Here is a 13074-nt window from a genome sequence, read left to right on the forward strand (position 1 = left end):
GCAAGGTCAAACGCTCCAGCCTCGTCCCTGATCTGCGACTCAGAACAGGCCGAACTGCCCCTGAGTCACAGAGGCTACGAACAGCCGCCTGAAGGGCGTCGGACTATCAGACCCACTCCACCTCTGAATGGATGCTCGGAACGCCTACAGAAGACGGCAGCGGGGTTCTGGGCGTGTCTCGTACAGAGCCCCGCCGCCGCACCTGAGCGCCGAGGGCCTTCAGTACGGCAGCTGCTTCTTCCTCGCTGCTGTCCGCCAAGACGTCGACGATGCGCCGCAACGCCTCACTCACGTCAGTGAGCGTGTCCGCTGGTCGGAGCATCCTTCTTGACCGTCAGCGGCAGCAACTTCTTCCCGCTGTTACTTACTTGTGGCCAAGTATCCATCTGCGGACACACCCCGCAATCGAAGCACGGCGTCCACCGGCAGTCCTCGACCTCCGTCTCGTCGAGGGCGTCCTGCCAGTCCTCCCAGAGCCAGTCCTTGTCCAACCCCGAATCCAGGTGGTCCCAGGGGAGGACTTCCTCGTAGCTGCGTTCGCGGGTGGTGTACCAGTCGACGTCGACGCCGAAGGGGGCCAGCGCCTTGTCGGCGGACTGCATCCAGCGGTCGTAGGAGAAGTGTTCGCGCCAGCCGTCGAAGCGGCCGCCGTCCTCGTAGACCGCGCGGATGACGGCGCCGATGCGGCGGTCGCCCCGCGAGAGCAGGCCTTCGACGATGCCCGGCTTGCCGTCGTGGTAGCGGAAGCCGATCGAGCGGCCGTACTTCTTGTCGCCGCGGATCTTGTCGCGGAGCTTCTCGAGGCGGGCGTCCGTCTCCTCGGCGGAGAGCTGGGGGGCCCATTGGAAGGGGGTGTGGGGCTTGGGGACGAAGCCGCCGATCGAGACCGTGCAGCGGATGTCGTTGGACTTCGACACCTCGCGGCCCTTCTGGATCACGTTCATCGCCATGTCGGCGATCTGGAGGACGTCGTCGTCCGTCTCCGTCGGCAGGCCGCACATGAAGTACAGCTTCACCTGGCGCCAGCCGTTGCCGTACGCCGTCGCCACCGTCCGGATGAGGTCATCCTCGGACACCATCTTGTTGATGACCTTGCGCAGGCGCTCCGAGCCGCCCTCCGGCGCGAAGGTCAGGCCCGAGCGCCGGCCGTTCCTCGTCAGCTCGTTCGCCAGGTCCACGTTGAAGGCGTCGACACGCGTCGACGGGAGGGACAAGCCGATCTTGTCCTCCTCGTAGCGGTCCGCGAGCCCCTTCGCGATGTCGCCGATCTCCGAGTGGTCCGCCGAGGACAGGGACAGCAAGCCCACTTCCTCGAAGCCCGTCGCCTTCAGGCCCTTGTCGACCATCTCGCCGATGCCCGTGATGGAACGCTCACGGACCGGGCGGGTGATCATGCCCGCCTGGCAGAAGCGGCAGCCGCGGGTGCAGCCGCGGAAGATCTCGACGGACATCCGCTCATGGACCGTTTCCGCCAGCGGCACCAGCGGCTGCTTGGGGTACGGCCACTCGTCCAGGTCCATCACCGTGTGCTTGGACACACGCCACGGGACACCCGACTTGTTGGGGACGACGCGGGCGATGCGGCCGTCCGGGAGGTACTCGACGTCGTAGAACGCCGGGATGTACACCCCGCCCGTCTTCGCGAGGCGGAACAGGACCTCCTCCCGGCCGCCGGGACGCCCCTGCGCCTTCCACTCGCGGATGATCCGCGTCATGTCGAGCACGGCCTGCTCGCCGTCGCCGATGATCGCCGCGTCGATGAAGTCGGCGATCGGCTCGGGGTTGAAGGCGGCGTGGCCGCCGGCCAGGACGATCGGGTCGTCCGGTCCACGGTCCTTCGACTCCAGCGGGATGCCCGCCAGGTCCAGCGCCGTCAGCATGTTCGTGTAGCCGAGCTCCGTGGAGAAGGAGAGCCCGAAGACATCGAACGCGCGCACCGGCCGGTGGCTGTCCACCGTGAACTGCGGGACGTCGTGCTCCCGCATCAGCGCCTCCAGGTCCGGCCAGACGCTGTAGGTGCGCTCGGCGAGGACGCCCTGCTGTTCGTTCAGGACCTCGTAGAGGATCATGACGCCCTGGTTGGGCAGCCCGACCTCGTACGCGTCCGGGTACATCAGGGCCCAGCGGACGTCGCACGACTCCCACGGCTTGACCGTGGAGTTGAGCTCTCCGCCGACGTACTGGATCGGCTTCTGCACATGCGGGAGCAGAGCTTCGAGCTGCGGGAACACGGATTCTGCGGCCGCAGCGACTTCGGAGGGCATCTCGCGAACCTTCGTGAGCTGGACTGTACTGACGGGGGTGGCCATCCAGCCTAACGCGGCCGACGACCTCCCCCGCCCGCTCAGATGTCCGTCAGGGCCTTGATCTCGGCCCAGAGTCCGGGCAGCTCCGCCTCGTCCGCGGCGGCGCGCTGCTCCTCGCGGCCGTACAGCAGCCCGTAGGTGAAGGCGCTCTCCCCCGCCGCGTGCGCCTGCTGCGCCAGCTCCCGCAGGGCCTCCCGGGTCATCACGCTGTCCTGGTGGTTGCCGAGCAGGTTCTGCAGGGACTTCATCGACTTCAGCAGGGCGGAGGCCGGATCGCCGAGGGCCGGGAGCGCGGACTCGGCCGAATAGCGGGTCCGCTTCGCCTTCTTCCGCGCCTCGTGCAGCGGGACGTCGCGGTCATGGCCCGAGGGCAGAACGAGGGCCTCCTCGATCAGCTCGGACACCTTCGAGAAGTCCTTGCGTACGGCCTTCCCGATCACCTTCTCCGGACTGCCGGCCGCCGCTTCCAGCAGGGGCGGGTCGGCGATCAGGGCGTCGAGGGTTTCCAGCAGTGCGAGGTACCGCTTCCCGTCCAGTACGGCGATCAGCCGCCGCCGGGAGCCGCCGCGCCGGGCGTGCGACCAGGTGCGCAGCCGGGTGCGGACGGGGCCGGAGATCAGGGTCCTGGGCAGTTCGTCGAGCGCGGCGGTGAGGCGCTCGGTCAGCACCTCCTGGTCGCGGTCGACGCCCAGCTCGCCGGCGAGCCATTTCAGCTCGTCGCCGATCGGGTCGGTGACGGTGCGGTCGAGGACTTTGCCGTACGACCTGAAGGCGCTGCGCATCCGGCGGGTGGCGACGCGCAGGCGGTGCACGGAGTCGTACACGTCCCGCCGGACAGCCGGGTCGAGCTCGACGATCGCGTCCCGCTGGGCCCGCAGATAGGCCAGCACATGGTCCCCGGCGGTCCGGGGCGCGGCGGTCTCGGGTGCGGGGGCCTGCTTGTCCTTGCGCCGCTTCTTCTTGGGGGCCGTGTCGGCCAGCGCGCGTGCCAGCTTGGAGGGCGATGCGGACGGTCGTACGCCCGCTTTGCGGAGTCGTTTCTCCACCTTGTCGAGGAAGGCCGGGTCGCCGCCGTCGGCGAGTTCCACCTCGATCTCGGTCCACTGGGCGGTGCCGCCGCCCTCGGTGAGCCGCTCGGCGCGTACGGCGTCGACGCTGACCTCGGCGAGCAGCCGGCCGTCGGCGTCCAGGAGGTCGCGTACGTCGCGGGCGGAGCGGAGCCGGACGACGGGGACCAGCTCCAAGTCCCGGACGCGGGAGCGGACGAGCCCGGCGAAGGTGCGCGGCAAGGCGTCGGAGAGGGGTGCCTGGATCTCGTCCCGGACCCCGGGGCCGACCGGGAACTTCAGATGCCAGCCGGCGTCCGAGCCGCCGGTCCTGCGGCGCAGGGTGATCGAAGCCGCCGCGAGACGGGTGTCGACCGTGTCGTAGTAGGTGGCGTCGAGTTCGGCGACACCCTTGTCCATGACGGCCGCGACTCCGGCGACGCCGGTGAGGTCGGGCAGACCGCTCTCGTCGGATTCATACTTGCGCTCGATTTCGCGCTTCGTGTCCGCCATGGACTGAATCTAGTGGCAGTCGGGATCAGATGACAGTGCCTACAGGAGGTGAATCACGAATGAACGTCAGGGTTCCGGGAGGTTGAATGACTTACGCCGACATGGGTCGTTGCACCCGAATCGACTGCAACAGTCCCACTGCCACCCACACCGCGAACATGGACGAGCCGCCGTACGACACGAACGGCAGCGGCAGCCCCGCCACCGGCATGATCCCGAGCGTCATCCCGATGTTCTCGAAGGACTGGAAGGCGAACCAGGCGATGATCCCGGCGGCGACGATCGTGCCGTACAACTCGGTCGTCTCACGGGCGATCCGGCACGCACGCCACAGCACCACGCCCAGCAGCACGATGATCAGGCCGCCGCCGACGAAGCCCAGTTCCTCCCCCGCGACCGTGAACACGAAGTCGGTCTGCTGCTCCGGCACGAACTGACCGGTGGTCTGCGAGCCGTGGAACAGGCCCGAGCCCGTCAGTCCGCCCGAACCGATCGCGATACGGGCCTGGTTGGTGTTGTAGCCGACGCCGGCCGGGTCCAGCTCCGGGTTGGCGAAGGCGGCGAAGCGGTTGATCTGGTACTGGTCCAGCACGCCCAGCTGCCAGACCGCGATCGCGCCCGCGACACCGACGCCGAGCAGCCCGAAGACCCAGCGGTTGGAGGCGCCGGAGGCCAGCAGCACGCCCAGCACGATGATCACCATGACCATGACCGAGCCGAGGTCGGGCATGAGCAGCACGATCAGCATCGGCACGGCGGCCAGGCCGAGCGCCTGCATGACCGTGCGATGGTCCGGGTACTGCTTGTCGCCCGCGTCCACCCGTGCCGCCAGCAGCATCGCCATGCCGAGGATGATCGTGACCTTCACGAACTCCGAGGGCTGGAGCGAGAAGCCGCCGCCGAGGACGAGCCAGGCGTGGGCGCCGTTGATGGTCGCGCCGAGCGGGGTGAGCACCAGCAGCACCAGGAACACCGAGAGGCCGTACAGGATCGGCACGGCGGTGCGCAGGGTGCGGTGGCCGAGCCAGACCGTGCCGATCATCAGGGCGAAGCCGATGCCGGTGTTGAGCAGATGCCGGATCAGGAAGTCGTACGGGTCGCCCTGGTTGAGCTCGGTGCGGTTGCGGGTCGCCGAGTAGACGAGGGCCGCTCCGATCAGCGACAGCGCGATGGCCGACAGCAGTATCGGCCAGTCGAGCCGGCGCGCGAGGGAGTCACGGGCGAACAGCCGGGTCCAGCCCGCGCGCTTGGGCCCGTACCCGGAGACGGAGAAGCTGTTGCCGGTCATGTGCGCCTCCTGCGACGGCGTCTGTGCCTCCTGCGGGTGTCACGGTTGCCCGTCGCCGGCGTCCGCACGGTCGCCGCCTGCTGGGTCGCGTCCGGCTCGGCCTCCCCCTTCTGACTGGCCTGCTGCTCCTTCGCCGGGTCTCCCTTGACCTTCGGCGCGGTGATCGAACCGTCCGTCTTGATCTTCGGCAGGCTCTTCTGCGGCGTGGGCAGCAGCGCGTTCTTCGGGTTGATCTCGCCGTCGTCGGACACGCCGTACAGCGCGTCGTAGATGTTGCGGACGGCCGGGCCCGAGGCGCCGGAGCCCGTACCACCCTGGGAGATCGTCATGACGACCGTGTAGTCCTTGGTGTACGTCGCGAACCACGACGTCGTCTGCTTGCCGTAGACCTCGGCGGTACCGGTCTTGGCGTGCATCGGGATCTTGTCCTGCGGCCAGCCGCCGAACCGCCAGGCGGCGGTACCGCGGGTGGCGACGCCGGCCAGGGCCTCGTTCATCTCGGCGAGGGTCTTGCGGCTGACGGGCAGCTTGCCGTGCGAGGAGGGCTTGATCGGCGAGATGGTCTTGCCGTCGGCGCTGATGATCGCCTTGCCGACGGTCGGGTCGTACAGGGTGCCGCCGTTGGAGATGGCCGCGTAGATGGTGGCCATCTGGATCGGGGTCACGAGGGTGTCGCCCTGGCCGATGGAGTAGTTGATCTCGTCACCGGCGCGCATCTTGTTGCCCTCGAGGCAGTTCTCGTACGAGATCTTCTCGACGTAACTGCCGTTCTTCTTCCCCGTCTTGCACCAGGCGTCCTTGTTGGCCTCCCAGTACGACTGCTTCCACTGGCGGTCGGGGACGCGGCCGGTGACCTCGTTGGGCAGGTCGATGCCGGTCTCCTTGCCGAGGCCGAACTGGTGGGCGGCCTTGAAGAAGTAGTCCTTGGGCTCGCCCTTCTTCGGGTTGATGCCGCCGTCCTTCTTCCACTCGCTGTGCGCGAGGCCGTAGAAGACGGTGTCGCAGGAGACCTCCAGGGCCCGGCCCAGGTCGATCGGGCCGTAGCTCTGCGACTCGAAGTTCTTGAAGACCTGGCCGCCGACGGAGTAGGAGCTGGAGCAGTCGTAGTTGCCGTCGAACGGGTAGCCCGCCTCGACCGCGGCGGCCGTGGAGACCACCTTGAAGATCGAGCCGGGCGCGGCCTGACCCTGTATGGCCCGGTTCAGCAGCGGGTAGTTGGAGGCCTTGCCGGTGAGCCGCGTGTAGTCCTTGGCGGAGATACCGCCGACCCAGGCGTTGGGGTCGTACGACGGGTTGGACGCCATGGAGACGACGCGGCCGGTCTTGTTCTCCATGACGACGACGGCACCGGAGTCCGCCTTGTAGTTCTCGCCGGTGTTGTCGTCGAACACGTCGCGGGCCTTCTTCATCGCCTCGTTCAGCTCGTACTCGGCAACCCGCTGGACCCGGGCGTCGATGCTGGTGACGAGGTTGTCGCCGGGCTGGGCGGCGTCGGCCTCGGCCTGGCCGATGACACGGCCGAGGTTGTCGACCTCGTAGCGGGTGACGCCGGCCTTGCCGCGCAGTTCCTTGTCGTACGCGCGCTCCAGGCCCGAGCGGCCGACCTGGTCGGAGCGCAGATAGGGCGAGTCGGTGTCCTGCGCCTTGGTGATCTCCTCGTCGGTGACGGGGGACAGATAGCCGAGGACCTGCGCGGTGTTGGCCTCGCCGGGGCTCGTGTACCGGCGTACGGCCTGCGGCTCGGCGGTGATGCCGGGGAAGTCCTCGGAGCGCTCACGGATCTGCAGGGCCTGGCGGGGCGTGGCCTCGTCGGTGACGGGGATCGGCTGGTACGGCGAGCCGTTCCAGCAGGGCTGCGGCGTCTTCGCGTCGCACAGCCGGACCTTGTCCATGACCTCCTTGGGCTTCATGCCCAACACGCTCGCGAGCTTGGTGAGGACGGCCTTGCCGTCGTCCTTCATCTTCAGCAGCTCGGTGCGCGAGGCGGACACCACGAGCCGGGTCTCGTTGTCCGCGAGGGCGACCCCGCGGGCGTCCAGGATCGAGCCGCGTACGGCGGGCTGGACGACCTGTTGGACGTGGTTGCCGGACGCCTCCTTGGCGTACTCGTCGCCCTCCCGGATCTGCAGGTACCACAGGCGTCCGCCGAGGGTGCCGAGCAGGGAGAGGACAAGGATCTGGATGACGACGAGCCGGATCTGCACGCGTGGCGTCCGGCCGGTCTCCGGGATGTTGGTCACTGCTGCCTCCCCCTCTCAGTACGTGTGCGACGTCTTCATATCCGACGGACCTGTGTGGGCTGCCGCCAACTCTCCTGGGATCACAGCCGCTTGACCCCCTTGATGCGTCCGGCGCGGGCCACCCGCGCGCGGGCCGCCTTCACCTTGAGGCCGCCTCGCTGGCCGCCGATCCGCAGGCCGGTGCCGGAGGAGAGCCAGCCGGTGGAGATGTCGGCGGACTTGGCGGCCGAGGTGGTGTCGGCGAGCGGATCGTTCTCCGCGCGCCGGGCCAGCGCCATGATCCCGGGGACGACGAAGGGGGCGAGCAGCAGGTCGTACAGCGCGGCCGTGAACAGCAGGCTGCCGAGGCCGACATGGCGGGCGGCGGTGTCGCCGACGAGGGCGCCGACTCCGGCGTAGAGCAGGGTGGAGCCGATGGCGGCGGCGGCGACCACGACCATGGGGCCGGTGGCCGACTTCAGCCGGCCGTTCTCCGGTCTGACGAGCCCGGCGAGATAGCCGATGACACAGAGCACCAGCGCGTAGCGGCCGGCGGCGTGGTCGGCGGGCGGGGCGAGGTCGGCGAGGAGACCGGCGCCGAAGCCGACGAGGGCGCCGCCGACATGGCCGTACACCAGGGCCAGGCCCAGGACGGTGAGCAGCAGCAGGTCGGGGACAGCGCCCGGGAGGTGGAGGCGGGCGAGGACGCTCACCTGGAGCACCAGGGCGACGACGACGAGCGAGGAGGAGAGCAGGATCCGGTTGACGCGCATGTGGGACTCAGCTCCTACTGCTCTTGCTCGGACTGGCCGTCGAGGGGCGCTTCGGCGGACGGCGTGACCGTCACCGTCACGGTAGGCGTGGGGGTGGGCTGCGGTTTGTCCGGCAGCACCGTGTCGCGCGGATCCTGCTTCGGGGTCTCGACGACCACGCCGATGACGTCGAGCTTGGTGAAGTTGACATACGGCGTGACGTACAGCGTGCGGGTCAGGTCGCCGCCGGAGGGGTCGACGCGGGAGACCACGCCGACCGGGACGCCGGGCACGAACGGCTTGTCGGCCTGCGAGCCGAAGGTGACCAGCCGGTCGCCCTTCTTCACCTCGGCCTTGCCGTTGAGGAGTTCGACGCGCAGCGGACGGTCGCCCTGTCCGGAGGCGAAGCCGAGCTCGTCGCTGGCTTCCATCCGGGTGCCGACGGTGAAGTCGGGGTCGCTGGCGAGCAGCACGGTGGCCGTGTTGGGGCCGACGGTCGTCACGCGCCCGACCAGGCCGTCGCCGTTGAGGACGGTCATGTCGCGCTTGATGCCGTCGTTGGCGCCCGCGTTGATGGTGATGGTCCAGGAGAAGCCCTGGGCCGCCCCTATGGCGATGACCTCGGCGCCCTTGATGCCGTACTGGCCCTTGCCCGCGATCTTCAGCATCTTGTCGAGCTGGGCCAGCCGGCTGCGGTTGCGGTCGTCGCTGCCGAGCTTCGCCTTGAGGGCCGCGTTCTCCTGCTCCAGTGCGGCGAGCCGGTCGTGCCGCTCGCCGGAGTCACGGATCGCGGAGACCGCGTTGCCGACCGGGTCCACCGCGCTGGACACCCCGTCCTCGATCGGGCCGAACACGGCTGCCGCCCCCTGGCGCGCACCGTCGACCGGTGAATCCTCCCCGCCGCGGATGTCCACCGTGATCAGTGCGAACGCGATGGCGATCAGCAGCACCAGAAGCAGCCGACTCTCTTTCGTGTCCCTCACGTGCGGCGGCCGTGCCTTCCCTCTAGGAATGTGCAGGTGTTGAAGAGCAGCGTTTATGGGTGAGCTTATGTCTCTATATCAACGATCCGCCGTACAAGAAGAGATCGTCTCGTACGGCGGAATCGAAGAGTTACGTCATCTGCGGGGCTGGGCGTCGAGCACCTGCTGCAACGCCTCGAACTCCTCGACACACTTACCGGAACCGAGCGCCACGCTGTCCAGCGGATCCTCGGCGATATGGATCGGCATCCCCGTCTCCCGGCGCAGCCGCTCATCGAGGCCGCGCAGCAAAGCACCGCCGCCGGTGAGAACGATTCCGCGGTCCATGATGTTGCCGGACAGCTCCGGCGGGCATTTGTCGAGGGTCGTCTTCACGGCGTCGACGATGGCGTTGACCGGCTCCTCGATCGCCTTGCGCACTTCGCCGGCCGAGATGACGACGGTCTTGGGCAGCCCGGAGACCAGGTCCCGGCCGCGGATTTCGGTGTGTTCGTCAGCATCGAGGTCGTACGCGGAACCGATCGTGATCTTGATCTGCTCGGCCGTCCGCTCACCCAGCAGGAGCGAGTACTCCTTCTTGATGTGCTGGATGATCGCGTTGTCCAGCTCGTCGCCGGCGACGCGGATGGACTGGGCGGTGACGATGCCGCCGAGGGAGATGACCGCGACCTCCGTGGTGCCGCCGCCGATGTCCACCACCATGTTGCCCGTGGCCTCGTGGACCGGCAGGCCGGAGCCGATGGCCGCCGCCATGGGCTCCTCGATGATGTGCACCTGACGGGCGCCGGCCTGGGACGACGCCTCGATGACGGCGCGGCGCTCGACGCCCGTGATGCCGGAGGGCACACAGACGACGACCCGCGGACGAGCCAGATACCGCCGCTTGTGGATCTTCAGGATGAAGTAGCGGAGCATCCGCTCGGTGATCTCGAAGTCGGCGATCACGCCGTCCTTCAGCGGACGTACGGCAACGATGTTGCCGGGCGTGCGCCCGATCATCTTCTTCGCTTCGGCGCCGACCGCGAGAATGCCACCGGTATTGGTGTTGATCGCGACCACGGACGGCTCGTTGAGTACGATCCCGCGACCCCTGACGTACACCAGCGTGTTGGCGGTCCCGAGGTCGACAGCCATGTCACGGCCGATGAACGACATTGAGTTCCCCATCAGGATTCGTCTGGCCTTCCCACAGAGCTTTTGAGGGCTTTTCAGGTCGGCGAAGTGGGTGCTGTGACGTGAAGGCTTCCATCGTAGACGCGCCTTCCCGAACACTGCGCGAGGGTCTTCGCCATTGTCAGCAGATGATGAGCCGCCTCGCTGCCTCAGACGGTCCATCGGGGGCTCTCGTTCCCCCGATCGGCACGCATATGCCGGGGGACGGCCGGAAATAGCCAGCCGTCCCAGGTCAAGCAGGGTGACACGAGGGAACTGACGGCCTCTCAGATGAAGGCTCGGTGACGCACGGGCCTACGGTCAGGCGTGGCCAGGGAAGAAGATCTTCACCTCGCGCTCGGCGGACTCCTCGGAGTCGGAGGCGTGGATCAGGTTCTCCCGGACGATCACGCCGTAGTCACCGCGGATGGAGCCGGGAGCGGCGGCGATCGGGTCGGTCGGGCCGGCCAGGGCACGCAGCCCCTCGATGACCCGCTCACCCTCGACGATCATGGCCACGACCGGGCCCGAGGCCATGAACTCCACCAGCGGCTCGTAGAAGGGCTTGCCCTTGTGCTCGCCGTAGTGCTGCTCCAGGGTCTCCTGGTCCAGGGTGCGCAGCTCCAGCGCGGTGATCTGCCAGCCCGCCTTGCGCTCGATACGGCTGATGATCTCGCCGGTCAAGCCACGACGTACGGCGTCGGGCTTGAGGAGGACGAGGGTGCGCTGGGTCACGAGCGAGCTCCTTTGAATCAAAGGTTGTGCGGGGTGGAATGAGCATACGGGCCGCGGCTGAGTGCTTGTTACGCAGCGTCAGGCTGATCCGCCTGGCCGGCCGCGAATCTGGCCTTCGCCTCGTCGATCTTCCTCCCGTAGTGCACCGACGCCCACCACAGGACCGCGAAGACCGCCCCCAGGAAGAACATGCTCGGCACGATGAGGCCGGAGGCGATGAGGGCGAGCTGCAGGGCCCAGCCGAGGACGACGCCGCCGGGCCGGGTCACCAGGCCGCACAGCACCAGGCACAGGAACATCGCGATGCCGCTGACCGTCCACACCGTGGTCATGGACAGATCGTCGTCCTTCATCGCGACCAGACCGGCGAAGCCGATGATGAACAGCTCGGCGATCAGGGTCGAGGAACAGAGCGTACGCATGCGTGGATTCAGCCCTTCCCCAGCAGCAGCCGGGCCTCGCCGACAGTGATGACGGAACCGGTGACGAGCACACCACCACCGGCGAACTCGCCCTCCTCCTCGGCGAGCGTGATCGCGGCCTCCAGCGCGTCCGGCAGCCGCGGCTCGACCTGCACGCGGTCGTCCCCGAACACCTCGACGGCGATCGCGGCCAGTTCGTCGGCGTCCATCGCGCGATGGCTGGAGTTCTGCGTCACGACGACCTCGGCGAAGATCGGCTCGAAGGCCTCCAGCAGCCCCCGTACGTTCTTGTCCCCGCTGGCCCCGACCACGCCGATCAGCCGGCTGAAGTCGAAGGCCTCCCCGATCGCCTCGGCGGTGGCGCGGGCGCCCGCCGGATTGTGGGCCGCGTCCAGGACGACCGTCGGGGAACGGCGTACGACTTCCATCCGCCCCGGCGAGGCGACGGAGGCGAACGCCTTGCGGACGTGGTCGATGTCGAGCGGGTCGGAACGCTGCGCGCCGACGCCGAAGAACGCCTCGACGGCGGCGAGCGCCACGGCCGCGTTGTGCGCCTGGTAGGGGCCGTGCAGCGGCAGATACACCTCGGGGTATTCGCCGCCCAGCCCGCGCAGGGTGACCTGCTGCCCGCCGACGGCGACCTGCCGCGCGACCACCCCGAACTCCAGCCCTTCGCGGGCCACCGTGGCGTCGACCTCGACCGCCTTCTTCAGCATCACCTGCGCCGCCTCGACGGGCTGCTGCGCAAGGATGACGGTCGCGTCCTGCTTGATGATCCCGGACTTCTCACCGGCGATCGCGGCGGGCGTCTCGCCGAGCCGGTCGGTGTGATCGAGGTCGATGGAGGTGACGACGGCGACATCACCGTCGATCACATTGGTGGCGTCCCAGGAGCCACCCATGCCGACCTCGACGACCGCCACATCCACGGGCGCGTCCGCGAAGGCGGCGTACGCCATGCCCGTCAGCACCTCGAAGAACGACAGCCGGAACTCCTGCCGGCCGTCGACCATCTCGATGTACGGCTTGATGTCCTGGTACGTCTCGATGAACCGCTCGGCGGAGATCGGCGCACCGTCCAGACTGATCCGCTCGGTGATCGACTGCACATGCGGGCTCGTGTACCTGCCGGTGCGCAGCTCGAAGGCGCCGAGCAGGGCCTCGATCATGCGGGCGGTGGAGGTCTTGCCGTTGGTGCCGGTGATGTGGATCGAGGGGTACGTCCGCTGCGGCTCGCCCAGGACGTCCATGAGTGCGGCGATCCTGGCGACCGAGGGCTCCAGCTTGGTCTCGCCCCAACGGGTCGCCAGCTCGGCCTCGACCTCGCGGAGGGCCTTGTCGACCTCGGGGTTCTCGGGGCGCGCGGGCACGGCGGCATCCGGTGGGCCGCCCTGGGTGCGCAGGGTGCGGCTGCCGGCCTCGATGACCGCGAGGTCGGGGTCGCGGTCGGTTTCGGCGGCGACGATCTCGTCGAACGGGTCGCTTTCACTCACGGGGTCAGTCTACGGAGGTGGACTGACAGGGTGCCTACGGAGTGGGGTGGCTGTGTTGTCGGGCGGCTGACGGCTGTGTGTGGCTGGTCGCGCAGTTCCCCGCGCCCCTAGGTGGGCAAAGGCCCCCGGTGCTCGTGCAGCTCCGGGGGCCTTCAGCAACGTAGA

The 13074-nt window shown here is 68.5% G+C and carries 10 protein-coding genes; all 10 read right to left on the reverse strand.

The annotated features are described in order from the left end of the window. Positions 1–293: 293 nt before the first annotated feature. A complete protein-coding gene (locus tag QQY66_RS15990; protein ID WP_301981009.1) occupies positions 294–2264 on the reverse strand; it encodes a TIGR03960 family B12-binding radical SAM protein in 1971 nt (656 codons plus the stop codon). Between the two features lie 80 nt (positions 2265–2344). Next, positions 2345–3865, reverse strand: a complete 1521-nt coding sequence (locus QQY66_RS15995; RefSeq protein WP_301981010.1) for a CYTH and CHAD domain-containing protein — start codon at positions 3863–3865, stop codon at positions 2345–2347. A gap of 91 nt (positions 3866–3956) precedes the next feature. Next, positions 3957–5153, reverse strand: a complete 1197-nt coding sequence (rodA, locus tag QQY66_RS16000) for a rod shape-determining protein RodA (RefSeq protein WP_301981011.1) — start codon at positions 5151–5153, stop codon at positions 3957–3959. Beyond that, on the reverse strand, positions 5150–7393 hold the full coding sequence (gene mrdA / locus QQY66_RS16005; RefSeq protein ID WP_301981012.1) for a penicillin-binding protein 2: 2244 nt from the start codon (positions 7391–7393) through the stop codon (positions 5150–5152). The genes rodA and mrdA overlap by 4 nt, the downstream gene beginning before the upstream one ends. 80 nt (positions 7394–7473) lie before the next feature. Next, on the reverse strand, positions 7474–8145 hold the full coding sequence (mreD, locus tag QQY66_RS16010) for a rod shape-determining protein MreD (protein ID WP_301981014.1): 672 nt from the start codon (positions 8143–8145) through the stop codon (positions 7474–7476). A 14-nt stretch (positions 8146–8159) separates the two neighbouring features. Continuing rightward, positions 8160–9107 (reverse strand): rod shape-determining protein MreC, encoded by a 948-nt coding sequence (gene mreC, locus QQY66_RS16015; RefSeq protein ID WP_301981016.1) that lies wholly within the window; start codon positions 9105–9107, stop codon positions 8160–8162. A 135-nt stretch (positions 9108–9242) separates the two neighbouring features. Beyond that, on the reverse strand, positions 9243–10262 hold the full coding sequence (locus tag QQY66_RS16020) for a rod shape-determining protein (protein WP_301981017.1): 1020 nt from the start codon (positions 10260–10262) through the stop codon (positions 9243–9245). Between the two features lie 318 nt (positions 10263–10580). Continuing rightward, positions 10581–10994: a nucleoside-diphosphate kinase gene (gene ndk, locus QQY66_RS16025; RefSeq protein ID WP_301981019.1), complete on the reverse strand. Its 414-nt coding sequence runs from the start codon at positions 10992–10994 to the stop codon at positions 10581–10583. A 68-nt stretch (positions 10995–11062) separates the two neighbouring features. Beyond that, a complete protein-coding gene (locus QQY66_RS16030; protein ID WP_301981021.1) occupies positions 11063–11416 on the reverse strand; it encodes a DUF4233 domain-containing protein in 354 nt (117 codons plus the stop codon). An 8-nt stretch (positions 11417–11424) separates the two neighbouring features. After that, positions 11425–12909 (reverse strand): folylpolyglutamate synthase/dihydrofolate synthase family protein, encoded by a 1485-nt coding sequence (locus QQY66_RS16035; protein ID WP_301981022.1) that lies wholly within the window; start codon positions 12907–12909, stop codon positions 11425–11427. Between the last annotated feature and the right edge of the window lie 165 nt (positions 12910–13074).

It is taken from the genome of Streptomyces sp. DG2A-72 (assembly GCF_030499575.1).
GTDB lineage: Bacteria > Actinomycetota > Actinomycetes > Streptomycetales > Streptomycetaceae > Streptomyces.

Excerpts from the sequence above, each read along its gene's own strand:
- mreD (WP_301981014.1), bottom strand. The coding sequence starts at position 8,145 with ATGCGCGTCAACCGGATCCTGCTCTCCTCCTCGCTCGTCGTCGTCGCC.
- QQY66_RS15990 (WP_301981009.1), bottom strand. The coding sequence starts at position 2,264 with ATGCCCTCCGAAGTCGCTGCGGCCGCAGAATCCGTGTTCCCGCAGCTC.
- QQY66_RS16020 (WP_301981017.1), bottom strand. The coding sequence starts at position 10,262 with ATGTCGTTCATCGGCCGTGACATGGCTGTCGACCTCGGGACCGCCAAC.
- QQY66_RS16030 (WP_301981021.1), bottom strand. The coding sequence starts at position 11,416 with ATGCGTACGCTCTGTTCCTCGACCCTGATCGCCGAGCTGTTCATCATC.
- rodA (WP_301981011.1), bottom strand. The coding sequence starts at position 5,153 with ATGACCGGCAACAGCTTCTCCGTCTCCGGGTACGGGCCCAAGCGCGCG.
- QQY66_RS15995 (WP_301981010.1), bottom strand. The coding sequence starts at position 3,865 with ATGGCGGACACGAAGCGCGAAATCGAGCGCAAGTATGAATCCGACGAG.